The organism is Lysinibacillus sp. K60, assembly GCF_019731275.1.
Classification (GTDB): domain Bacteria; phylum Bacillota; class Bacilli; order Bacillales_A; family Planococcaceae; genus Lysinibacillus; species Lysinibacillus capsici.
This window is the reverse complement of sequence record NZ_JAASJR010000015.1, coordinates 1-21613: the sequence shown is the minus strand read 5'-3', so window position 1 is coordinate 21613 and position 21613 is coordinate 1. Positions and strand designations below refer to the sequence as shown.

Annotated in this window: 24 protein-coding genes; 6 read left to right on the top strand and 18 right to left on the bottom strand. The window is 39.1% G+C overall.

What is annotated here, in order from left to right; genetic code table 11:
- Positions 1 to 9 precede the first annotated feature (9 nt).
- The 7 genes from HCH28_RS22335 to HCH28_RS22305 all read right to left on the bottom strand — a co-directional run bounded on the left by HCH28_RS22335 (position 10) and on the right by HCH28_RS22305 (position 5890).
- Positions 10 to 672, bottom strand: coding sequence for a TIGR04104 family putative zinc finger protein (locus tag HCH28_RS22335; RefSeq protein WP_221683154.1), 663 nt, complete (start codon positions 670 to 672; stop codon positions 10 to 12).
- Positions 659 to 1177 carry a sigma-70 family RNA polymerase sigma factor gene (locus tag HCH28_RS22330; protein ID WP_221683153.1) on the bottom strand — a complete coding sequence of 173 codons (519 nt, stop codon included), beginning with the start codon at positions 1175 to 1177 and terminating at the stop codon, positions 659 to 661. Before HCH28_RS22330 ends, HCH28_RS22335 begins: the two co-directional genes overlap by 14 nt.
- A 104-nt stretch (positions 1178 to 1281) precedes the next feature.
- The gene (locus HCH28_RS22325) at positions 1282 to 2037 is read right to left on the bottom strand and encodes an ABC transporter ATP-binding protein (RefSeq protein WP_221683152.1); all 756 of its coding nucleotides are present in this window, start codon (positions 2035 to 2037) and stop codon (positions 1282 to 1284) included.
- Positions 2038 to 2042: 5 nt separating this feature from the next.
- Positions 2043 to 4361, bottom strand: coding sequence for an ABC transporter permease (locus tag HCH28_RS22320; RefSeq protein WP_221683151.1), 2319 nt, complete (start codon positions 4359 to 4361; stop codon positions 2043 to 2045).
- A 56-nt stretch (positions 4362 to 4417) separates the two neighbouring features.
- Complete coding sequence (locus tag HCH28_RS22315; protein ID WP_202341847.1) at positions 4418 to 5068, bottom strand: TetR/AcrR family transcriptional regulator; 651 nt, start codon at positions 5066 to 5068, stop codon at positions 4418 to 4420.
- 119 nt (positions 5069 to 5187) lie between these two features.
- On the bottom strand, positions 5188 to 5409 hold the full coding sequence (locus HCH28_RS22310; RefSeq protein WP_004229042.1) for a helix-turn-helix domain-containing protein: 222 nt from the start codon (positions 5407 to 5409) through the stop codon (positions 5188 to 5190).
- Between the two features lie 10 nt (positions 5410 to 5419).
- Complete coding sequence (locus HCH28_RS22305; protein WP_221683150.1) at positions 5420 to 5890, bottom strand: DUF2975 domain-containing protein; 471 nt, start codon at positions 5888 to 5890, stop codon at positions 5420 to 5422.
- A 165-nt stretch (positions 5891 to 6055) separates the two neighbouring features.
- Between HCH28_RS22305 and HCH28_RS22300 the strand changes: the two genes are divergently transcribed.
- Positions 6056 to 6604 (top strand): GNAT family N-acetyltransferase, encoded by a 549-nt coding sequence (locus tag HCH28_RS22300; RefSeq protein ID WP_221683149.1) that lies wholly within the window; start codon positions 6056 to 6058, stop codon positions 6602 to 6604.
- Between the two features lie 51 nt (positions 6605 to 6655).
- Here HCH28_RS22300 and HCH28_RS22295 read toward each other — a convergent pair whose 3' ends face one another.
- From HCH28_RS22295 to HCH28_RS22285, 3 genes are all read right to left on the bottom strand, one after another.
- Positions 6656 to 8104, bottom strand: coding sequence for a tetratricopeptide repeat-containing diguanylate cyclase (locus tag HCH28_RS22295; protein ID WP_221683148.1), 1449 nt, complete (start codon positions 8102 to 8104; stop codon positions 6656 to 6658).
- Between the two features lie 221 nt (positions 8105 to 8325).
- The gene (locus tag HCH28_RS22290; RefSeq protein ID WP_221683147.1) at positions 8326 to 9516 is read right to left on the bottom strand and encodes a hypothetical protein; all 1191 of its coding nucleotides are present in this window, start codon (positions 9514 to 9516) and stop codon (positions 8326 to 8328) included.
- The gene (locus HCH28_RS22285) at positions 9509 to 10015 is read right to left on the bottom strand and encodes a sigma-70 family RNA polymerase sigma factor (RefSeq protein ID WP_221683146.1); all 507 of its coding nucleotides are present in this window, start codon (positions 10013 to 10015) and stop codon (positions 9509 to 9511) included. Before HCH28_RS22285 ends, HCH28_RS22290 begins: the two co-directional genes overlap by 8 nt.
- A 123-nt stretch (positions 10016 to 10138) precedes the next feature.
- Between HCH28_RS22285 and HCH28_RS22280 the strand changes: the two genes are divergently transcribed.
- Genes HCH28_RS22280 through HCH28_RS22270 form a run of 3 tightly spaced genes read left to right on the top strand, consistent with a single transcriptional unit; the run spans position 10139 to position 11267 of the window.
- Positions 10139 to 10564, top strand: coding sequence for a MerR family transcriptional regulator (locus HCH28_RS22280; protein WP_221683145.1), 426 nt, complete (start codon positions 10139 to 10141; stop codon positions 10562 to 10564).
- A complete protein-coding gene (locus tag HCH28_RS22275) occupies positions 10565 to 10918 on the top strand; it encodes a DUF4260 domain-containing protein (protein ID WP_221683144.1) in 354 nt (117 codons plus the stop codon). It abuts the gene before it with no gap.
- A gap of 13 nt (positions 10919 to 10931) precedes the next feature.
- Positions 10932 to 11267: a YrdB family protein gene (locus HCH28_RS22270; RefSeq protein WP_221683143.1), complete on the top strand. Its 336-nt coding sequence runs from the start codon at positions 10932 to 10934 to the stop codon at positions 11265 to 11267.
- A 36-nt stretch (positions 11268 to 11303) separates the two neighbouring features.
- On the opposite strand, the gene HCH28_RS22265 is transcribed toward HCH28_RS22270, so the two are convergent.
- The 8 genes from HCH28_RS22265 to HCH28_RS22230 all read right to left on the bottom strand — a co-directional run bounded on the left by HCH28_RS22265 (position 11304) and on the right by HCH28_RS22230 (position 18883).
- On the bottom strand, positions 11304 to 13079 hold the full coding sequence (locus HCH28_RS22265; protein WP_221683142.1) for a cation:proton antiporter: 1776 nt from the start codon (positions 13077 to 13079) through the stop codon (positions 11304 to 11306).
- 103 nt (positions 13080 to 13182) lie between these two features.
- On the bottom strand, positions 13183 to 13398 hold the full coding sequence (locus HCH28_RS22260; RefSeq protein WP_221683141.1) for a hypothetical protein: 216 nt from the start codon (positions 13396 to 13398) through the stop codon (positions 13183 to 13185).
- 108 nt (positions 13399 to 13506) lie between these two features.
- The gene (locus HCH28_RS22255; protein WP_221683140.1) at positions 13507 to 13728 is read right to left on the bottom strand and encodes a hypothetical protein; all 222 of its coding nucleotides are present in this window, start codon (positions 13726 to 13728) and stop codon (positions 13507 to 13509) included.
- 9 nt (positions 13729 to 13737) lie between these two features.
- Complete coding sequence (locus HCH28_RS22250) at positions 13738 to 14808, bottom strand: LolA family protein (protein WP_221683139.1); 1071 nt, start codon at positions 14806 to 14808, stop codon at positions 13738 to 13740.
- The gene (locus HCH28_RS22245) at positions 14808 to 16256 is read right to left on the bottom strand and encodes a HAMP domain-containing sensor histidine kinase (protein ID WP_221683138.1); all 1449 of its coding nucleotides are present in this window, start codon (positions 16254 to 16256) and stop codon (positions 14808 to 14810) included. Before HCH28_RS22245 ends, HCH28_RS22250 begins: the two co-directional genes overlap by 1 nt.
- Positions 16253 to 16951: a response regulator transcription factor gene (locus tag HCH28_RS22240; RefSeq protein WP_221683137.1), complete on the bottom strand. Its 699-nt coding sequence runs from the start codon at positions 16949 to 16951 to the stop codon at positions 16253 to 16255. Before HCH28_RS22240 ends, HCH28_RS22245 begins: the two co-directional genes overlap by 4 nt.
- A 279-nt stretch (positions 16952 to 17230) precedes the next feature.
- Positions 17231 to 18247 (bottom strand): inorganic phosphate transporter, encoded by a 1017-nt coding sequence (locus HCH28_RS22235; RefSeq protein ID WP_004229076.1) that lies wholly within the window; start codon positions 18245 to 18247, stop codon positions 17231 to 17233.
- A gap of 15 nt (positions 18248 to 18262) precedes the next feature.
- Entirely contained in the window at positions 18263 to 18883 is a 621-nt protein-coding gene (locus HCH28_RS22230) for a DUF47 domain-containing protein (RefSeq protein WP_004229078.1), read from the bottom strand.
- A 390-nt stretch (positions 18884 to 19273) separates the two neighbouring features.
- Here HCH28_RS22230 and HCH28_RS22225 point away from each other — a divergent pair, with 390 nt between their 5' ends.
- Entirely contained in the window at positions 19274 to 20035 is a 762-nt protein-coding gene (locus HCH28_RS22225) for a sulfite exporter TauE/SafE family protein (RefSeq protein WP_221683136.1), read from the top strand.
- Positions 20036 to 20136: 101 nt separating this feature from the next.
- Entirely contained in the window at positions 20137 to 21513 is a 1377-nt protein-coding gene (gene nhaC / locus HCH28_RS22220) for a Na+/H+ antiporter NhaC (protein WP_221683135.1), read from the top strand.
- The last annotated feature ends 100 nt before the right edge of the window (positions 21514 to 21613 follow it).

Sequence of the window (21613 nt, the reverse complement as noted above, 5' to 3'; positions counted from 1 at the left end):
CCGAAATCATTACCATAAAGGTTCATTCATCGGATCTTTCTCTTGTAGCTTAAACACATATGGCGCAATTTGATAATGGTAAAAGAACATGCCCACTAAAAAGAAAATGAGACCAATAACAAAATGATGGAAAACATGCTGCAACATAATCAGCAACGGCACTGGCATCGTCATTACACCACTGATTTGCATGGATTTTTTTGTGCGGTATTGTTTTTGTCCACAATGAGGGCACACAATTTCACTATTTTTGCGATATAATTTACGTGCATCCTTCTCAGACCAACTCTCCCCACATTCAATACAAACAGGTAAACCATATCCCTTTTTCAATAGATAGCGTTTGACAATAATGGTCGCCCCTATAAAAATGCTCAATAAAATAAAGCCTCTTACATAATCCGAAGCAAAAAGTGACCACCAATGCCAAGTATCCGACTGTAGGCTAGCCGCCTGATGGCTTGAACTCTGTTGCCCCTTCTGCTGTGTCAAGATATAGCTAAAACCGATAACAAAAATAGTAAAGGTTGCGAATACGATACGATACGTCCATTGATTACCTGCTTTGCGTTGAACTTTTCGTTGTGCTTTCTCCGCGATTACTTGTTTGCGCTGCTGTGAAAGCTTGACATCTTGTAGCTCCTTTAATAGTTCCTCTTTAAATTGATTCATGGCGTAGCACCTCCCAATCAAAGTCACCCATTGCTGTTGCTAATTGTTTACGAGCTCGCTGTAATCTTGTGCGAATCGTTGCTTCTGGACAGTGTACAAGCTGTGCAATTTCCACTGTCGACATCTCCTCAAAATAATACAAAATCAAGACCTCTCGATAGGCAACTGATAATGTAAACAATGCCTCCACCAGCTCTTTTTTTACAGTTTTCTCTAGTATCTCCTTTTCAGGTGTCATAGCCGTTGTGCGTCCCGTGATCTTTTCAAACAATGTCAGTCGTTTACTTTTCCAACTTCGTAAATAATCGTGACTTCGATTAACCGTCATTTTCACTAGATATGTACGTAAGGATGCTTCCTGACGAAACTGTCCCTGCTTTTGATAAAAGGCGATGAACACATCCTGCACGATGTCCTCCGCCGTTGCCTTATTTTTCACATAGAGATAGGCGACCTTAAGTAAGTAATCACCGTGCTCCTCGATTATCTGTTCAATAGCCATCATTGCCCTCACCTACTTCCTACACTACTGACGGATGCCATAACGAATGCGATTCATTTTATCAAAAAAAAATCCGTAATTTTTAAATCATTACGGATTTCTTCAAGCTAAATACCTATTTTTTGCATAGAAGAGACAACTTTGACCATTCGATCGTCTAAATCGGCGCCTGTGAATCGAGGCAATCTCAGTTCATTCACGATAGCGCCATCAGACATAAAAAGGATACGCTCTGTTCTTGCGGCAATTTTTGGGTCATGGGTCACAAGCATCACCGTTGTACCTTCACTATTGATGGAGGCTAATAAATCCATGATTTCCTGAGCAGACGTTGAATTCAATGCGCCTGTGGGTTCATCTCCAAAGATCACTTGCGGGTTGCTAATCAAGGCGCGGCAAATGCCTGCCCGTTGAAGCTGCCCACCAGAAACCTGTGTAATATCTCGCTTTGCCAAGTCTGCAATCCCCATTTTGTTCATAATCTGTAGTGCCCTTTCTGTTAAGGCCCTCACATTTTTTCGCTCATCACGCATCGCAGGTAACAGGATATTATCAAGGATATTTAAGCTTTTTAGAAAGGTCGGCTGCTGAAAGACAAAGCCCATTTTCGTTCTACGCAAATCAGCCAGTTCTTTGTCACTTAATGTCGTTAAATCCATTCCATCAAAGATGACCTGACCTTGATCAATACTGTCCATCCCGCTAAGGGCATACAACAATGTCGATTTACCACAGCCTGATGGGCCCATAATGGAGATAAACTCTCCTTGATTGATTGCAACTGATACATCCAGTAAAACGGGATGCTGTTCTTTGCCTACCTGAAACGTCTTTGCTATTTGCTCACCACTTACTATATTCATAGGTTCTACTCCTTTATATGCTCAATAATTTTTACCTGCCCTGCCCTTGACGTACCAATTAGCGTAGCTAGCAGTACAACGCTTGTAAGCGCTAGTGGGCAAAAAACATAAGCTGCTAGTGGATTAATCATAAAATCAAATGATGCCGCCCCGAATGAGGCAATGACCGTACTAGTTAAATATTCACCTAACGTGTTTGCGAGCAACGTCCCCATCGAGATGGCAAGCAGTAATACAAAAATCGAACGTGCTGCATATTGTGTAGCTATATCGACATTCGTGAATCCTAATGCCTTCATAATAGCGATGGGTGCTTGATCCTTCGCAATCAGCATATTTATAAATAATAATGTCACGAGCACACACAGCAATAAGGCAATGACGAGTGCTGCACGAGCTGCCTTTTCGATGGCATGAATCGTCGTGCCAAAAGTTTGATGAATATAATCATCAATACCTGACACCTTGGCAAACGAGAAGGTTTTTGCATATTCCGCCCGTTTATCTGCAACAAGCGATGGATTAGCCATCGTACTATAGATGACACTCCACATGCTATCCGTAGACTGGTCAGAGAAAGCTGCCTTAGCAGTCTTGCCGCCATTGGTAATATCTGAATAAATACCGCTGACCCTCAAATTTTTCTTCTCTCCATTAATGACCACTGCTAAACTATCACCAACCTTTTTTTGAAGCTCCTCTGCATTGAGCACCGAAAGTGCCACTTCATTAGGAGCGACTGGAGCCTCTCCGTGTGCATATTCTAAGGGGAATATCGTATGGTCACCCAGCTCTATTTTTAGGTTTTGCGCTGTTCCATCCTCGGCAATCGTTGTGAATTTTTTTGTTGTCAAAACAGTATAATTCTTAATGGCTGTGTCATGCTCAAGCATATCCTTCACCGCTGCCACCTGTTGTTCATTTTGCTTGCCTTGTGGGATATCAATTCGGATGTCACTGTTCCCAATACCCATATACGTAATAAAGCTTTTAGCTGCAATTGTGTTGTGTAAGTTTTGAGGCACGATAATAATAAATGTTGCCAATACTAATACTGCGAGCATTGTCGCATAAAGTGTTTTTCGTGATAATACATCCTTCATGCCAAGAAAAAGATTGATCGGTAGTCTTTTATTGGCGCTAAGGTTCAATAATTTTGTATGCTGCACTTTTCCTTGTGTTGTGCCAAAACGCATAGCCTGCGTGGCTGATAGCTTGCGAAACTGTTTGAGTACCGATCGTACATAGCCCATAATCACGAAAAATACGAGCAACAATCCCAGACCCGTGAACAACCAAATGAGTGAAACTTTGTCCGTTTCTCCCATGAACAGACGAATATTTTCTAATAGAATATCTCGAAGGAAAAAGGAACAGGCAAAACCGAGCATACAACCAATCACAGCTATAACGCCATATTTGGCTAGATACATTTTCTGTATATCTGCCACTCGTAGGCCAATTGCTTTCATCACACCGATTTCTCTATAATCCTCTTCTATTTTAGTGAGCAATGTAAATCGAATACACATAAAAGCAATAGCGACTACAAGGACACTGATGAGTAAGATAACAGCAATCATAAGTCCATCTGATATGGCATTCAGCATTTGAAAAAGCTTATAAGTAATGGTTGGTCCGTTTGCTTCTAGCCCTGCACTTGTATAGGCCTCTTCAAACTTCTTTAAATCCGCCAAATTTTTCAAACGAAACTCAATTAAATATTCAACTGTTCCCGCTTCCTGGATTGCTGCATAATCTTGTTCACTGACAAGAAAGCGTTTGGAGGAAGCCAGCATAGAGTTCATCTGTGAATCCCTTAGAAATCCAGCTATTGTAAAGGTTTGATCATGAACGATGACAGTATCCCCCAAGTCAGCGATGCCGTCCTTCCAATAGCTTACAGGTACATAAATATCACCATTTGCCACTTCAATCACATGACCATCAAGATCAAGTAAATAATCAAATTTCTCACTTTGTGTGCTGAAACCATTGTCCTGCACACTATGTGCCAAGGTGGTACCCGCAATATTGATCTTCGTGCCCTCCACATTTAGAAATTCATTCATTTGATATTCATCTACATATTTATTTTGCTCTGCAAATTCAGTCAGCCGCACTTGATCGATTTCCCCTGCATGCATCTGAAGAAAATGAGACGTTTCTGCTTGTTTCATCAGCGTGTCAATTGCACTTGTCAAATGGACAATAAGTATTGCTGATAGTGTGACAAGTAAAGCTGCTACCGCCACAAATAGCATGGTCATACCTGTAATTAGCTTGCTATTTGCCATATCATTTCGAACAATTTTCCAATACATAAGTCACCTCTTTGTATATTGTTAACCGCCATCAAACCTAACAAGACCTAAAAAACTTAGTTCGTACTGCCTTCTTCCTTATTTCCAAACATTTGCATCATATACAATAAGCTACCATTCTCCACCCCTAGCATTCTTTCAATATTAAAAATCAATGCCGGAATACGGGCAGCTCTTTCCTCATCTGTCATCAAGACGAGATCATCATCGAATACCGTATTGGTATAAGCAATAATCATTTCCATACACTCATAGGGATAAGGCGTTTGGTAAATACCTTGCTCAATGCCCTCACGAATAATGGCAGTGAGGATTGGTGGTACTTGATTGATGACCACTTGCTGTATTTTACGGTGCATCAAAGCATTTTGCGGCCTATGAACATGCTCCATCATTTCCTGTCCACCCTGTTCATTTTGCATATTCAATGCCATGACAACGCGCAATATCCGCTCATTTACAGCTATAGTCTTGTCTGCTGCAACGTTTTTCGCCTTTGCTAGCATCGTGCTTGTATAACGCTCAATGAGCGCATCCATAATATCTTCCTTAGATTTAAAATGATAATAGAGAGTGCCTCGAGCAATGCCTACTTTTTCCAAAATATTACTCGTACTAGTGCCATCAAATCCCTTCTGTGCAAATAATTCATCCGCAGCATCTAATATTTCATTTCTGCGTTCTTCCGCTTTTTTTATTTCCCTCATAAGACACCTCCTTATAATTGACCGACTGCCTGTCGATATATCTATTCTTTATCCTAGCATAGGATGACTTCATTTGGCAATAATTTCTACAAAAAAAAGAATCTGCTTTACGCAGATCCTTATTTTTGTAGTTCCTCGTTCTTCCGATATTCCAAAATATCGCCAGGCTGGCAATCCAATGCCTCACAAATAGCCTCTAATGTTGAAAAGCGGATGGCTTTGGCCTTGCCGTTTTTTAAAATCGAAAGGTTCGCCATCGTGATGCCAACTTTTTCTGAAAGCTCTGTAACACTCATTTTTCGTTTCGCCAGCATTACATCAATGTTAATGATCATTGCCATAGTATTCACCTCAAACCGTTAGATCATTTTCTGATTTGATATCGATGGCATTTTTTAGAAGCTTTTGCAGCACAGCAGCAAAGACTGCCACGACAAAGGAAGCAAAAATAATGACCATTCCAATAAGTATAAGACCTGGGGCATCGTCTACTTCCGCAGCATAGTATATCAGTGGCATGCCAACCACGTAAACACTACTAATAAGAATTGCACAATATTTGATCTTAATTAAAGCTTTCACTGACAGCTCTGAAAATGCGATGTTTTGGTCAATATAGCTTAATAGCTTGATCGTTGTAAATAGCGCAACAAAATAAGCAATAGCCGTTGCATAGACGCCAATTAAAGCAACAATGGTTAGAATGGGAGAATGCTCCACTGTATTTAAAGCAACATGAGGCACCACCCATACACATAAGGCAAGAACGGGTATACCTATTAGAAAAACAGCTATCTTTAAAAAGAGCGTTTCTCGTTTCATCTTACGCACCTCTTTTATTTATTATCCTGTTTAATTTACCACATAATTTATCGTTTTTCAATAAATTTTTATTCCAATTCAAGATTTAATAAGATATCCATTATTTGGTTTACTTTGCTTTTTATTGTGCTATAATCAATCCAACCATTGAAAAGGGGGTATTCGATGATTTATTCGCCAACCGAAAAGACGATAGAAACGACACGTTTAATACTTCGACTCTTTACACAAGCAGATGCACAAGAAGTAAGTGTTTTATGTAACAATTATGCGATCTATAAAAGCACATTGAGTTTACCCTATCCTTATACATTAGAATGTGCATTATCATGGATTTCCACACATCAACAAAACTTTGAGGAAAATAGAAGTTACGAATTTGCGATAACAGACAAACAAAGTGGACAATTATATGGAGCGATAGGACTGTCAAATCAATCCCAACATCAAAGAGGAGAAATCGCTTATTGGATTGGAGAGCCCTATTGGGGTAATGGCTACGGAACAGAAGCTGCTCAAGCGATTATTGAATTTGCCTTTCAGGAGAAACAGTATCATCGTATTTATGCCCGGTATTTCCAAACTAATCCTGCCTCAGGGAAAATTATGGAGAAATGTGGCATGCACTATGAGGGAACATTAAAGGATCATATTTATAAAAACGGTACTTTTGAAGATATTGTGTTTTATGGCTTGCTTAATCCATCACACTAGCAACACTTTTACGAAAGAGGCACTTTCCGAGTAGATATGCCTCTCTCTCTTTTAAATACCATTTCCCACATCGCAATAATGATTATAGTGCGTAATTTGGTTGCGGCCGTTACGCTTTGACTTATAGAGCGCTTCATCCGCATGCTTGATAAGCTCCTCTACTTTCTGAATTTTGCCATGATCATTCGTACTGACACCAATACTAAATTCCAACTGAACAGTTTGATTATTCACTGTTAGTGATAGTGCCGTTAAGGTTTGATACAGGTTGTCAGCCAATGTTTGTACTGATTCACCTTCCTTTACTTGACTCAACACAATGAATTCATCCCCTCCAAAGCGAGCAACAATAGACTCAAAGGGCTGAAAATAGTCCTGTAAAGTTTTGGCTGTATTCGTCAAAGCATCATCGCCAAATAAATGGCCATTCATGTCATTGATTTCTTTAAAATGGTCTAAATCCACCATCATCAAGGCCAATTGCTGATGATTTTCAGCCGCCTTTTCGACCATCTTTTTGGCCTGTTCATCAAAATAGCGACGATTGTAAATATTCGTCAGAGGATCAATATAGGCATTTTTTTCAAACTGCTTCTTATGATCGTTATATTCCATTTCAAACAATACATGTGAATAGTTTTCACGCTGGATTTCTAACAAAATATTAATATATTCCTTTTGTATCGCACATAATACAATTTTATTGCCTTGCTCCTCAATGAGCTTCACTAAAGAATTATAAATTAGTTGAAGTAGAGAGAGGTCATTGTTTTGTAAAGCATAATGCTTTGTCTTTTGATATAAATCGATGGCCTCACTTATACGTCCCTGTCTTTCACACAGAAAGGCATAGGCATTGAGGACCTCAAGTTGTACTTTCGAATAGGGTGGATGATGAATCGTTGCCATTAATTCTTGTAATATCGTATTAGCTTCTTCAAATTCTTCAAGCCAAATAAGTGCCACAGCTAGATTTGTCTTTGGATGGATAATCCCTGTATAAGGCTCTTTATGCTTCATTTCAAACGCATTCGCATAATATAAACTCTTTAAGGCAAATTCCTTAGCTGTCCGATAGCTTCCCATGGATATTTCAAGGTCGCTTAGGTTATTATAGATTTTCCCCATGCTCTCCACGTGCTGGATTGCTTCAGCAATTTTTAAGCCTTTCAACATCAACTCTTCTGATTTCTTTAAATGACCAAATGTTCCCCAATAAATGGCTGCTAAATTGTAATATTGAATTAAATCAATATCGTTGCCATGTTGAAAAGTTAACTCACGATATTGTTCAAGGACACTTATAGAAAGCTGTAAATCACCCGTTTGAAAATAACTGGCACAGCTATAACGTAATAGAAGGATAGCCTTATCATACATTTCAAGCTTTATGGCACTTTCAATTGCGGCACTACTTATTTCTATATATTCTAAAAAACGATCCGCGTTATATAACTCATTAAGCGTAATCCATAGTTCTTCAAATTCTTGTGCGTTCATTCCGCCCCTCCTTTTCTTCATCCTTACTTCTTTAATACTACCTTCGCCCTTAAAATATTACAATTCTTTGGACTCATTTATTTTTTTAACATTAAGTAATTCAGCCTAATAATAAAAATCACTGTGTATTTTATCCTACATTCAATTAAAGGTTATTTTAACATGGTACTTTCACTATAATTTTCCCCTAAATAAAAAACAAGCCTCTTTCAAGAGACTTGTTAAGATTCTTCTATGCCTAGGATGGCTATTAATTCCTTCGCTCTATTGGCACTAAGGTGAATTTCTCCGCTACCAGCCTTTTGGAGATAAATTGAACCACCATAGCCCTTCCACATTTCAATACGGACGCCTTCTACTTCAAATGAATATTCGGGTGGTCTTTTCATATAATTTGCGGGCTGCCAAGGGATATCCTGTAAAAACTGAGCAACCTCTTTATTATTTTCTAGCTCAAGCCTTTTTATATTGATTGGCTCTAGTTTTTCCAGTTTAGATAATAAACCATATTTTCTGACGACCCCGTTTTCCTCTATACTGCCTGTTCCCATAGAAGTTAAAGTAATATAATCCCCCTGCTTGACAGGAAAATCATCCAGCACAGGATACCAATTGGCCTGCTCATATTTTTCAGCAAGCTGTTCTTCCGTCATATGATCAAGGTCCTCAGGAATCACTCCTTCAATAAATAAAAAAACATTCGATTCAACCTTTGCAACTGTTCCGACCATTGAAGAGCCATGTGAACTAGCCCGTAATATGATGTTATGCTCATTTTGAAAGGCTGTTGCCTGCTCAGTATAATGCGCTTGGAAATATCGATTGGCATCAATATTGGCTACTTCTTGGTAAGCATAAAAAGTTGGATATTTTTCTTTATAGAGGGCATATAGCTTTGTTCTTGTTGTATACATTGGCAAAAGGGGCTCAAGATATGTTTCAACATACTGTTTCGGTGCTAATCCTTGAAATAGTGCTTCGTATTCAGATGCTTGATAAAGCATTTCCAACTGTTCTACCTGCTTCTTGCTCTCCACATCTAGCTCTGCCTTTGAATAATCAATCCCTAATGATTTCGCAAAATAGTAGGCAGCAACGAGCTTCTCATACGCTAGATAGGCTTCCTCTTTATAAAATTCCTGCTCTTTTCCTGGCCACATTAGCCGATTAATACGTTCGAAATGCTCAAGCTGTCTTTCATGAAATAATGAGGATGTTTGCTCTGTTTCGTTTGTAAGAAGCTGCACCATCATAAACCCAACCATACAAAGTGTCAGTACAATGGTTAATAGGGTGAAACGAAAAGGCTTCCTTCTATTGATAGACTGTTGTAGTACATGTTTTTTGACTCGTTCTTTGCTTGCTGTCATATCACCAGCGACTTTGAGTAATTCCTTCTGTATCTCATTCATGTCTAAGCACCTCCCATTCCTCCTGCTTCAGATGAGGCTTTAATGCTTCTCTTGCCCGCTTCAGTCTTGTTTTCACCGTATTCTCTGCAATGCCAAGTAGCTGGGCAATATCACGAATCTTCATTTCTTCAAAATAATAAAGGATAATGGGCTCCCGATAGGTAAGTGAAAGCTTTAAAATAGCTGCCCCAATGTGAGACCGTTCCTCTGCTGCCACGAGCGCATCTCGTTGTCTATTCCCCTGAACAGGAAATATTTTTTCTTGTAATAGTAATTTCTTATAATGCCAGCTTTTTAAATAATCCTTGCTTTGATTAATCGTTAGAGTGGATAAATACGCACGCAACTGCCCACGTTCTTCATAGCCACGCTGAGAAAATTTAATAAAGACCTCTTGCACAATATCCTCTGCGGTTTGTCGGTTCTTCACATAAAAATAGGCGAGACGTAATAAATGTGCTGCATGTTCTTCGATCATTTCCTCAAGTATGCCGTCCACCTCCCCTTCTTACACTATAAACGACTGCCACTGAATGACCGTTTCATTTTTTTAACTTTTTTCCTCAAGCATCTTGACCTTGGAGCATACTCCAATGTTAGGATGAATTTAGGAGGTACTTACATGAAAATTAAACAATTCGCTGAGAAATTTCAATTAACAACGGATACCGTTCGCTATTATGAAAAAGAAGGACTCATACAACCGCAAAAACAAGACAATGGCTACCGTGTGTATGATGCCATGTGTGAACATACAATGAAATTTATTATCGTTTTACGTCAGCTAGGCTTTACGCTCCAAGAAATTAAACATTTACTGACTCTAGAACAAAAGCCTATTTCAACAGCATGTAATGAGGAAACGGTACAGCTATTTTCAACAAAGATTGCCCAGATTGAGCAGCAACTACAATTCTACCAGCATGCGCTTCATTCGTTACAACTGACAAAAACGTTAATGGCTGACGGACAATACGAAGAAAACCAAGAAAAAATTTCCTTACTCATAGAGGATATGTATCAAAATTTACTGGAAGGTCGTGGTTAAATGTCACTACGTAAAATCATCTCAATAGAATATATCCTTGCTTTCTTCATCACTGTTTCTTTCTATGGTCATCTAAATTTTCCATGGCTTTATTTTATTGTGTATTTATTGCTACCAGACATTACAATGGTTGGCTATCTCCTCAATACAAAAATAGGCGCTCTTTTCTATAATATGGGACATAGCTTTGTGCTACCTGCCATGTTGATGGTGATTGGTTTACTAACGACTACACCAGTACTCCTGATGGCTGCCCTGATTTGGCTCGCACATATTTTCTTAGATCGTGCACTTGGCTATGGTTTAAAATATGAGGATGCTTTTAAGAAGACACATTTACAGCAAATTGCGTAATGAGGAGGAAAGTATGGCTATCCATTTAACACTACGATTTTTAGTAGAAATGGGTGTTCTACTCACTATTGGAAACGGGGGTGCCTATATTGGAACAAATCTCCTAATGAAATGCTCTCTTGGGTTGGGAATACCATTATTCATCATTGGAATATGGAGTATCTTTGGCTCTCCAAAAGCAAGGGTGCCCTTGAATCCCTTTACGCATGGACTAGTAGAAGCTGCTCTCTTTACGCTAGCTGTTCTTGCTTTATATGAAACAGGCAGAACACTCATTGCTAGTGTGTTTGCAAGCATGGTCATTTTCAGTCAACTAGTCTCCTTTCACTTGCATCAAAAAACCATCTAAAAAAAACAGCCGCCCTGCACAAACAGGCGGCCGATTTTAGCGAATTAAACTAATGATAGTATGCAGTTCATGTTTTATATCGTCATATTTATTGACCATATCCAACACGATAGCTCCATCCTGTGTTATAGCATACACCCAGACGGCATGAGGATTTTGTTCTACATAATCCTTCCATGTAAATACTTCTGTAATTTTCGTTTGACGAAGTTGTGCCCCTTGCTCTATCAGTTCATTGAGCTGATGAATATCATGTTGTGCATCGACAAGAAGCTGTCCCCCGTACTTCCGTGAGTAATTTTTTGGGTCTGTAGTATGTAAAGCCGTTTGAAAAATATTGAGACGCCCTAATTCTGGAACAAAGTCTGCACAAACAAGGACATTATAGGCGTCCTGCTTTGTCGCTACAATTAGTTGATCATAGGGAGTTAAATCAACATAAAATTCTGTATGCTCGCTTAGAATATCACCTGTTTCTGTCTTAATACCATTTTGTCGAGCAGCAGATAAATCTTCCCATGCACGATCCATCATCAACACATCAATCCCGTTATTTTGCAGGGACGTTGCGAGCTGTGTTGTAAATGGAGAAGCGCCTACAATCACAATACCTTTCCCTGTGGAAGCTTGTAGATCTAATTTTTTAGCAAGCCAGCCAATGCTAAAGCCATGAGCAACCACTGTCGCAAAAACAAGTGCTAATGTGAGCGCTGTTAATAATTGTGCACTTTGAAAACCTAAGTCTTGTAGTGCCGTTGTAAAGTAACCTGAAACGGTTAATGCCACAATCCCTCTCGGTGCAATCCACCCAATTAAGGCCCGTTCTTCCAATGTTAAGCCCGTATTAATGGTCGCAATCCAAATCGATAACGGTCGAACAATAAACATCATCGCTAGTACGAATAGTAGCATACGCCAATCAATGATTTGCCATAACGTATCGATGGTTAAGGACGACGTCAGCATGATAAAGACACTTGAAATTAAAATAACCGAAATATTTTCTTTAAAATGCAACAGCTCATGATGACTTGTTAAATGCATATTGGCCATCACAAGCCCCATCACTGTCACAGCCAATAAGCCCGTTTCGTGCATGATGGCATCGCTTAGGGCAAAAACAAGTAAAATAGTAGCGAGTAACAAAGGTGATTTCAAAAACTCTGGAATCAAACCACGCTCCAAGCATTGTCCCATTCCATAACCGACGCCCCCTCCTAACAGGGCGGCTAAAAAGGCGGAAACAAAGAAAACGGTAAGAGATGTCCCACCTTCTAAATGATATATGCCCAAAACGACCTGATACGCAAATAGCGCTAACAACGCGCCAAATGGATCTACAACGATGCCTTCCCATTTTAAGATAGCTGCTGGTCGCTCCTTCAATTTTGCCTGTCTCAATAAAGGCAAAATAACGGTTGGACCTGTCACAATAAATAATCCACCAATGACAAAAGAGACTGGCCATGATAGCCCAGCAACAAAATGCGCGGCAGTAGAGCCTGCAATCCAAGCGATGGCTGCCCCTACTGTGGAAATACGCAATATAGACTTCTTAAAGCCACGTATTTCTCGAAAATCAAGGCTTAAACTTCCTTCAAATAATATTACGGCAACGGCCAGAGAAATAATGGTATGAAAAATAGGGCCAAATGTCTCTTTTGGCGACACTAACCCTGTAAACGGACCAATAATGAGCCCAGCGATACTCATAATGACAATGGCAGGCATGCGAAATCGCCATGCTAACCACTGTGAAAACAAACCGATAAAAATAATAAAAGGTAACTGAAATAGTAAATTGTCAAACATATGTACCACCTACAATATCCTAGGATGAATGTATATTCCCTAATTTTAGAATGACTAAACCTGTTACCTTACATTATGTACGTATTGTGCCAAAATTATCACTTTACCTCATCATGATCATGAACGTAATCACATTATAAAGAGCTGGTGCAACCAAAGCAAAAGCTAAACACACCACTGCTGCCCATTTTGTATTCTTAATATCACGGTCATCGCCTGTCTTGAGATGATGAAAATAAGTTAATGTGAAATAAAAGCATAAAATCATAAACAAGGGGAAAATGAGTTGTTGAGCAAAGCCATGTAGAAATGTAGCCATTGACGAAACCTCCTATTAGTATCCTCTTTATATAAATATTGTAATCTATGACCTATATTTCTACCATAAAAAAAGCAGGATCACCACTCGGATCCTGCTCCTAATTATTTAGATGAATCTTTTTAACAATGATTCATATAGACCCACCATTAATAATCCAATTACTATTGGAATGAGGGATGTAAAACTGAAATAAAAGCCTACGTCCTGATATTGTCCCGTAAAATGAAATTGTAGCCAAGACACCTCATATGTTTCCCCTACCCCATAAAGGAAAATAGTGGTAAATAAAAATAGTGCCAGACATTTTAGTCCTTGCGCTTTTTTCATAGTATCACCTCATTGTATAACGGTCATTTGTTGCGCATAGCTTAAAAGATCCTCAACTGTTAATGCTGGATTTTGCCCAACCATACTATATTGGTAGCCGTTTTCTTGCCAAGCAAGGGAACGGAAATTTTCACCATCCATAACTGTGCCTTTTTGTCCACGAATATCGATTTCTTTTTCATTTAGAATGGGACCAATATCTGCAACGCTAGCATCTGCTTTAAAAATCGTAACAAAAAAAGCTAACTCTCCGTCTATGCTATAATCAAAAGAGTATTCTGGTCGATCCTCTATCCCTTTAACCATGGATATGTTGTCTAAGGTAAGACCATTTACTTCTGGCACTAATAAAAACTTTTCAAGCTGCTGCTTTACGTCGTCCAAAGAAATGGATGCTGAAGTGTCCTGTCCGCTAATTTCCTGAATCGTTACATCCTTTGGTAGATCTAGTGTAAATTGTTGAGCATCTATTTTTTCACCAAAATTAAGCTTAGAATACTCAGTGATCATATGAGTCCCTGCACTATCTGTCTTCATTTTTAAAGTCAGCCAAGTTTTTTTGTCAATCCATGCTTCGATATCTCCAAATAACGATTCCGTTTTCTTCGTTTTTGCGACGATTTTATACGTATCTCTACCTGCAACCTTCTCTTCCCCTGCTATCTTGATATCATGTGTATCTTTAACCATATTAAAAATAAGCTGTACCTGATCTTTAGGTGATTGCAAGCCGTCTAATTCGTGTTGTGAATAATCCATTGTGTAAGCCGTCTTTTCAGTGACATCATAGCTAATGACTTTAGCGTCATTTTTGACTGTGATAACATGTTCTCCATTATCACCTGTCATTTCTATCCGTCTATTGCTATCCTTTACCCATTCCTTCACTTGAGCTTTACCACCTAGCTCTCCCATATCTAACGTATATTCGCCATAATAAGTGAGTGGCTCTTTCGATTCTTGAAGGGCTTGGTCGATAATTTCCTGAGGTGTATAAGATGCCTCTGAATTACAGCCCACTAAACTAAATGTCATCACAGCAATTAAGCCTGCTGCTTGGCAAGATTTTTTCCAATTCATCATTCTTTTACTCCTTTATAAGGTGGTAGCCAGCAAATTACCGCTGTTCCAATGTTCTCTCTAGAAAGCAATTCGATAGTGCCACCATGTTTTTCAATAATTTGTTTTGTAATATTTAAGCCTAGTCCTGTTCCTCGTTCACCAGCCTTTGATCTCGCATAATCTGCTTGATACATAGGCTCGAATAATTTTACAATGTCCTGCTGTGGTATACCTCTTCCGTGATTTTGTACAATTATATACATACCCTCTTGTTTGTTTAAAGCCGACTTCAAGAAGTCAAAGCCCCATTTGGGATCATTTCCAGCATTGACTGCCGCTAAGCAGATTGTTGTCCCCTTTTCCCCATAACGCCATGCATTGCTTAATAAATTATCAATAACACGCTGAAGTTGTTTAGGATGCACAGCATAGAGCCCATCTACGGCACAGAAGACTTTTAATGTAAATCCTTCTTCCTCACATAAAGGTTCATAGTCAGACAGGGCCATGTCAAAAAATTCTTCTCCATCCACAGCAATGAGCTCTAATGTATAGTTCGTTGATTGAAGTAATGTAAACATCATTAAATCCTCTAGCATATGCTTCATCCGATCTGCCTTCGTAACGATGACCTGCTGATATTCTGCCTCCTGCTGTTCTGACAAGCCTTTATTTTGTAAAGATTCTGCATAGGCTTGGATGGCTGTAAGGGGTGTTTTCAAATCATGGGAAATACTTGCAATCATCATTTCTTTTTGCTGTTGTTCCGCTTTTAAAGAAGCCCGAGTCTTTTCAATTTCATCCTGCATCGCCTCAAATGTTTTGGCGAGTGCCCCAATCTCATCTTTTCTTACGCTTAGATTTGATTTAACTTGCTGACCTTTCGCAAAATTACGCATTTGCTGCATCAGTTCACGTAATGGCCGATTCAGTTTCCGATGAAGCAACAAGATGACAGTTAAATAAATGATAAAAAATAACAGGATCGTGCTTGCGATGACGAGCCACGAACGCTTTTCTACACCCTTTACCCAATCTGTTCGTAGTAATTGAATTTCATAGATGCCAAGCAAATCACCTTTTAGATATACAGGCTCCTTGTATGTAAAGGCGTTATATGCTTGCTGTAAATCATATAAACCATTTAACATGCGCTCTTTCCCTACATAGCCCGTTAGCAAGGGGTTGGAGGAATATAAAACATAGCCAGATTTCGTATAGAGGGTAATCGCCAGCTGCTCATTGGTAAGTTCCTCTATTTCCTCAAAATCGGCATTTTTTTGATAAAGCACTGGATTGTCAAGGACGTCTTTTACCTGATTTAGCTCTGTCCACTTGTCAAAATACTCCGCCACATTTTTATCTTGGTAATAAGCATTAATCCACACATAAAGGCTATAAGCCCCTACTATGGGTAATACCATTACAATAAAAAACATAATTAGTAACCACGCTTTTATTTTCATAATGGTTCACCAATAAAACGGTAGCCCTTACCCCACACAGTTTGAATGAAATTTGGGTTTTTCACAGAATCCTTGAGCTTTTCGCGCAATGCCTTGATATGCACTGTGACAGTATGAGTGTCCTCTAACGTTGCTTGCTGCCAAATATGCTGATACAGTTCTTCTTTTGTAAAGGTTTGACTCGGATTTTTAACTAGCAGCCTAACAAGGGCAAACTCCTTTTGAGTTAATGCAATTTCTTGCTGATAAACACATACTATTTGTCGTTGCCAATCTATTGTTAAACCATTCGCATAGGCAGTATGCTCTTCTATCACGTCTTGCTTGTGGTAGCGTCGCCAGCGTCTAAGATGAGAGGCAACTCGTGCCTTTAATTCTTCTAAGCTAAATGGTTTAGCGATATAATCGTCTGCCCCCTGCAAGCCCTCCACCTTATCCGCATCTTCCTTGCGGGCACTCATCATTAGGATCGGCACATCACTCTCCCAACGGATATTTTGAGAAACCGTTAACCCATCCATTTCTGGCAGCATCCAATCCACTAGCACTAAATCGAAAGGTTGCGTTTGAAAATCTGCCAGTCCCTCAAGGCCCGTAGTAGCCCATGTCACATAATAGCCCTCCTGCTCCAGCGTATCCTTCACAATGCGTCCAATCGCTGTATCATCCTCAATCAGTAGTAACTTTTCCTTCATCATTTTCCTCCTGTATTCACCTTACTACGGAAAAAACGATTTTCTCCGAACTTTACACTTTCTTTATAATTACCTTAGAGCGTATCCGCACTTTACACAAGGGGAGGAGGCTACTGATTTCATCGAAGCAGTTTTTCTTCCTGCCCGGGCTATCCGCCACTTTTGTGGGGCTATCCTTCACTTTGCCGCTCCTATCCACTACTTTAACCGGGCTATCCTTCACTTTGCCGGTTCTATCCAAAAAAAAGAATGCACTATGATTGTGCATTCCTTAGCGAACTAGAAAAATAAACTTAAAATATAGTAAATCAATGCTGCCATGACAGCAGAGATTGGCATCGTGATGACCCATGTTGTAACGATTTTTCGTGCCATCCCCCATTTTACTCCTTTAACACGGTGTGCTGTTCCGACACCCATGATGGATGAAGAAATAACATGTGTTGTAGAAACTGGTAAATGGATTAAAGTGGCTCCAAAGATAATCGATGCAGAAGCTAAGTCTGCCGCTACCCCATTTACTGGGCGGATTTTCATGATTTTACCGCCAACGGTTTTGATAATTTTATAACCTCCGACAGATGTACCAAGACCCATCGCAGTTGCTGCAGCAAAACGTACCCAGAAAGGAATATCATCTCCTTGGTGTAGGCCGCCCGCGATTAGCGCAAGGGTAATAATCCCCATCGCCTTCTGCGCATCATTTGTCCCGTGTGTAAAGGATTGTAAGGCTGCTGTCCCAATTTGCATTGTGCGGAAGCCTTTATTCGTGCGATATAAATTCATATCTTTAAAGATGACCTTTAATAATGTCATCATCAGGAAACCAGCTGCGAATGCTAGTAATGGTGAAAAAATAAGTGCTTGAAGAATTTTAATAAACCCAGCATAGTTCAAAATATCAAATCCTGCTGCGGCAATAGCTGCCCCTGCAACAGAACCAATCAATGTATGAGAAGAACTTGATGGAATCCCAAAATACCATGTTAATAAATTCCATGTAATGGCAGATAATAAGGCTGCTAAAATCACAACAGAACCTGTAATATCGCCATCATAGGCATTTAAAGAAAATGGGTCCACAATATCTTTTGTTAAGGCTTTGGCTACCCCAACGAATGTAATCGCTCCGACGAAGTTCATTACCGCTGCCATATAAACCGCAGTACGTGGCTTTAAGGCACGGGTAGATACAGAAGTAGCAATCGCATTTGCTGTATCATGGAAGCCGTTAATAAAGTCGAACACAAGTGCGAAAATAACGACTAATATGGTGATTAATAAGATCGTATCCATTTCGTACACTCCATCTTATGCATTACGCATAATTATTGTTTCAATTGTGTTTGCTACTGTTTGACAGCTGTCCGCAATGTCTTCAAATTGCTCATAAATATCCTTGAAAACAATCAAACGCATTGGGTCTTTTTCTTGGATGAATAATTGCTTCATTGAAGAACGGAAAATTTCATCACATTCACGTTCATTGTCCTTAATTTGAATAGCATGTTTACGCATTTCCACAAGCTTTTTACTATTTAACAGTTCCATGGCTTGTACCATTTCATCTGTACTCTTCGCAATGTATGTGAGGAATTGGCGCATTGGCTCTGTTACTTCTGTTAGGTTGTACATATTGAAGTGCGCAATACAGCCTTCCATTCCATCAATTACATCATCTAATTTATTGGCTAAGGCTAAAATATCTTCACGCTCAATTGGCGTCATAAAAGATTTATTCAGCATAACAATTAGCTCATGGATTAATTTATCGCCACTTGTTTCGTATTGCTTCATTGTATCTGCGATTTCTTTTAGTGCATCTATATCTTGAATACGTGCATTATGAGCATAGTAAATACCCTCATTCACGTTTTTCGCGATTTTTAATAGTGATTGAAAAAATGGATCTTGCTTGTTTGAGTTGAACATCCTGTTCCTCCTGTTGAAAAAATATTGTCGATTTCTGAACCATCATAACAAAACATTTACACAATTCAACAAAATTTTAAACACTTAGCTGTTGATTTTACAAAACTGTAATATAAAATTTGCCACATTTATTTTCAAGCTATTTTCCAAGTTGCAAACGTTGGAAATCAAATATTAAAAATCACGATTTTTTCTTTAAAAACGCCCATTTTTTCTTTTATTTTTATAAAAATACTTGAAATAAACTTTTTCCTGCTTATTTGTTTACCTTGTGAAATGTTAAGGAATTGTAAACAAAATTTACATGAAAATGTTGGAATTTCATTGTGATTTTTTGACTTTCGCAGTACGCTATGTTAAAACGCGATGAAGAAAGATGGGAGCATATTTATGGATATTGATTTACTTTCACTCACAATATTATTACTACTTGCTTTTATCGCCTCTTTTTTAAATGCGATTGTTGGAGGTGGTGGGCTCATCTCCTTACCTGCATTAATGGCTGTTGGTTTACCTCCAAGTACAGCTATTGCCACAAATAAACTAGCCAATACCATTAGTAATGGTACAAGTATGCTAACTTTTTTACGTGCAGGTAAAGTAGACTTCAAGAAAATTGGAAAAATCCTCCCCTTTATCTTTGTAGGATCTTTACTCGGTGCCTTTACTGTCCATCTTGTATCCCCTGCTATTTTAAAACCACTTATGCTTGTTATGCTCGTCCTTGTAGCTGCTTATACAATGTTTAAAAAAGATTGGGGACAGCAATATCAAGAGCGTGTACTTAGCACAGCTAAAAATTTAGCCTTTATAGGTGCATTTGCGGCTATTGGCTTTTACGATGGCTTTTTTGGACCAGGTACGGGTTCATTTTTTATTTTTATTCTATTAATGATGGGCTATGATTTCCTCCAAGCTGCTGGTAATGCAAAAGCTTTTAATTTTACCTCAAATTTAGCGGCATTAATCATGTTTTTAGTTTTAGGAGAAGTTCATTTTCTATATGGTTTTTCGATGGGCTTTGTCATGATCTTTGGGGCAATTCTTGGATCCAAATTTGCGCTGAAGCGTGGAACGAACATGATGCGTGTCATTTTTATTGTCATGACATGTTTATTGATTTTGAAAAATGCCTGGGATTATCTCTTCTGAGACCACCAATTTTCAGTCAATTGACAAAAAATATTAGCGTGCTATAATACTTTTGGGCTTCACCGCATTGAAGCGCAGAAGTATGTATTAGGAGGATTCACATGTTTCGAATAGAAGCAAAGAGTAACCCTCGATTTCTTGAGGCAAGCTTTATCACTATTTTAATTATTGCCATAATGGCTTATAGTATTGGCTATTTAAAGGCTACGCCACATATCCCGATTTTTCTTGTGATTGCCATTTTACTCGCTTATGGACTACTGAAAAAAGTACCCTTTCGCGATCTTGAAGGTGGTATGATTGCGGGTGCTAGCGCTGGACTTGGTGCCGTTTTTATTTTCTTTTTTATCGGCATTTTAATTTCAAGCTGGATTATGGGCGGAACGATCCCAACCCTTATCTATTATGGCTTTTTAACTGTTTCGCCAAATTTTTTCTTTGCCATCGTGTTTTTAATTTGTAGTATCGTTGGTATTTCTATTGGAAGCTCCCTGACAACTGTCGCGACGGTTGGTGTGGCATTTATGGGCATTGCCGGTGCCATGGATATCTCGCTAACCATTACTGCTGGAGCGATTGTTTCTGGGGCCTTCTTTGGTGATAAAATGTCACCCTTATCCGATACAACCAATCTTGCTTCTGGTACAGTTGGTGTAGACCTTTTTGAGCATATTAAAAATATGGGCTGGACAACCATTCCTGCTTTTCTTATCTCCTTTGTAATCTATGCTATTATTTCGCCAACAGGAGCTGCTACATCCTTTGAGACTGTGGAACAATTTAAAGAAGGTTTATTGTCTACAGGACTTATTCATTGGTATACATTATTGCCAATTGTTGTTCTCGTTATCATGACTTTTTATAAGGCACCAGCAGTCATTACATTGGCTGTTGTATCCATTATTGGAGTAGGTCTTGGCTCTCTACTTGACCCAGTTCCCGCTTCAGATATCTTCAAGATTCTGTTTGATGGCTATGTCTCTCAAACTGGTAATAAAGATGTAGACGCCTTGCTCACTCGTGGTGGGATGAATAGTATGCTATTTACAATCGCGCTTGTTCTACTTGCTTTAACAATGGGTGGCCTTTTATTCACATTAGGCATTATTCAAAGCATTTTAGCGAAGGTACAAAGTTTATTTAAAAGTGCTGGATCGGTTATTACCGGTGCTGCGATCACTGGCATCGGTGTCAATACATTGATCGGTGAACAGTACTTATCCATTCTATTAACTGGTGAGGCCTTTAAGGCTCAATTTGCAAAGGTTGGTCTTGCACCAAAAAACCTTTCACGCGTCATGGAGGATGCAGGTACGGTCGTCAACCCACTTGTGCCTTGGAGTGTTTGTGGTATTTTTATCGCAAGTGTCCTCGGTATTTCCACATTTGATTACCTACCGTTCACCTTCTTCTGTTTACTTGGACCAATTCTTACGATCTTGTTTGGCTGGAGTGGCAAAACATTAACAAAGCTTTAACCATAACAAAAGGTAGCTGAAAAAATAAAGTGTACCCTTTGTAAAGGACATTTTGAAAAAGGTTAGGCAACTTCTTGAAGCTGCAGTCTGTATTTTACAG

Bases quoted from the DNA above. Each gene is read 5' to 3' on its own strand.
- HCH28_RS22335 (WP_221683154.1), bottom strand. From the start codon at position 672: ATGAATCAATTTAAAGAGGAACTATTAAAGGAGCTACAAGATGTCAAG.
- HCH28_RS22330 (WP_221683153.1), bottom strand. From the start codon at position 1,177: ATGATGGCTATTGAACAGATAATCGAGGAGCACGGTGATTACTTACTT.
- HCH28_RS22325 (WP_221683152.1), bottom strand. From the start codon at position 2,037: ATGAATATAGTAAGTGGTGAGCAAATAGCAAAGACGTTTCAGGTAGGC.
- HCH28_RS22320 (WP_221683151.1), bottom strand. From the start codon at position 4,361: ATGTATTGGAAAATTGTTCGAAATGATATGGCAAATAGCAAGCTAATT.
- HCH28_RS22315 (WP_202341847.1), bottom strand. From the start codon at position 5,068: ATGAGGGAAATAAAAAAAGCGGAAGAACGCAGAAATGAAATATTAGAT.
- HCH28_RS22310 (WP_004229042.1), bottom strand. From the start codon at position 5,409: ATGGCAATGATCATTAACATTGATGTAATGCTGGCGAAACGAAAAATG.
- HCH28_RS22305 (WP_221683150.1), bottom strand. From the start codon at position 5,890: ATGAAACGAGAAACGCTCTTTTTAAAGATAGCTGTTTTTCTAATAGGT.
- HCH28_RS22300 (WP_221683149.1), top strand. From the start codon at position 6,056: ATGATTTATTCGCCAACCGAAAAGACGATAGAAACGACACGTTTAATA.
- HCH28_RS22295 (WP_221683148.1), bottom strand. From the start codon at position 8,104: ATGAACGCACAAGAATTTGAAGAACTATGGATTACGCTTAATGAGTTA.
- HCH28_RS22290 (WP_221683147.1), bottom strand. From the start codon at position 9,516: ATGAATGAGATACAGAAGGAATTACTCAAAGTCGCTGGTGATATGACA.
- HCH28_RS22280 (WP_221683145.1), top strand. From the start codon at position 10,139: ATGAAAATTAAACAATTCGCTGAGAAATTTCAATTAACAACGGATACC.
- HCH28_RS22275 (WP_221683144.1), top strand. From the start codon at position 10,565: ATGTCACTACGTAAAATCATCTCAATAGAATATATCCTTGCTTTCTTC.
- HCH28_RS22270 (WP_221683143.1), top strand. From the start codon at position 10,932: ATGGCTATCCATTTAACACTACGATTTTTAGTAGAAATGGGTGTTCTA.
- HCH28_RS22265 (WP_221683142.1), bottom strand. From the start codon at position 13,079: ATGTTTGACAATTTACTATTTCAGTTACCTTTTATTATTTTTATCGGT.
- HCH28_RS22260 (WP_221683141.1), bottom strand. From the start codon at position 13,398: ATGGCTACATTTCTACATGGCTTTGCTCAACAACTCATTTTCCCCTTG.
- HCH28_RS22255 (WP_221683140.1), bottom strand. From the start codon at position 13,728: ATGAAAAAAGCGCAAGGACTAAAATGTCTGGCACTATTTTTATTTACC.
- HCH28_RS22250 (WP_221683139.1), bottom strand. From the start codon at position 14,808: ATGAATTGGAAAAAATCTTGCCAAGCAGCAGGCTTAATTGCTGTGATG.
- HCH28_RS22245 (WP_221683138.1), bottom strand. From the start codon at position 16,256: ATGAAAATAAAAGCGTGGTTACTAATTATGTTTTTTATTGTAATGGTA.
- HCH28_RS22240 (WP_221683137.1), bottom strand. From the start codon at position 16,951: ATGAAGGAAAAGTTACTACTGATTGAGGATGATACAGCGATTGGACGC.
- HCH28_RS22235 (WP_004229076.1), bottom strand. From the start codon at position 18,247: ATGGATACGATCTTATTAATCACCATATTAGTCGTTATTTTCGCACTT.
- HCH28_RS22230 (WP_004229078.1), bottom strand. From the start codon at position 18,883: ATGTTCAACTCAAACAAGCAAGATCCATTTTTTCAATCACTATTAAAA.
- HCH28_RS22225 (WP_221683136.1), top strand. From the start codon at position 19,274: ATGGATATTGATTTACTTTCACTCACAATATTATTACTACTTGCTTTT.
- nhaC (WP_221683135.1), top strand. From the start codon at position 20,137: ATGTTTCGAATAGAAGCAAAGAGTAACCCTCGATTTCTTGAGGCAAGC.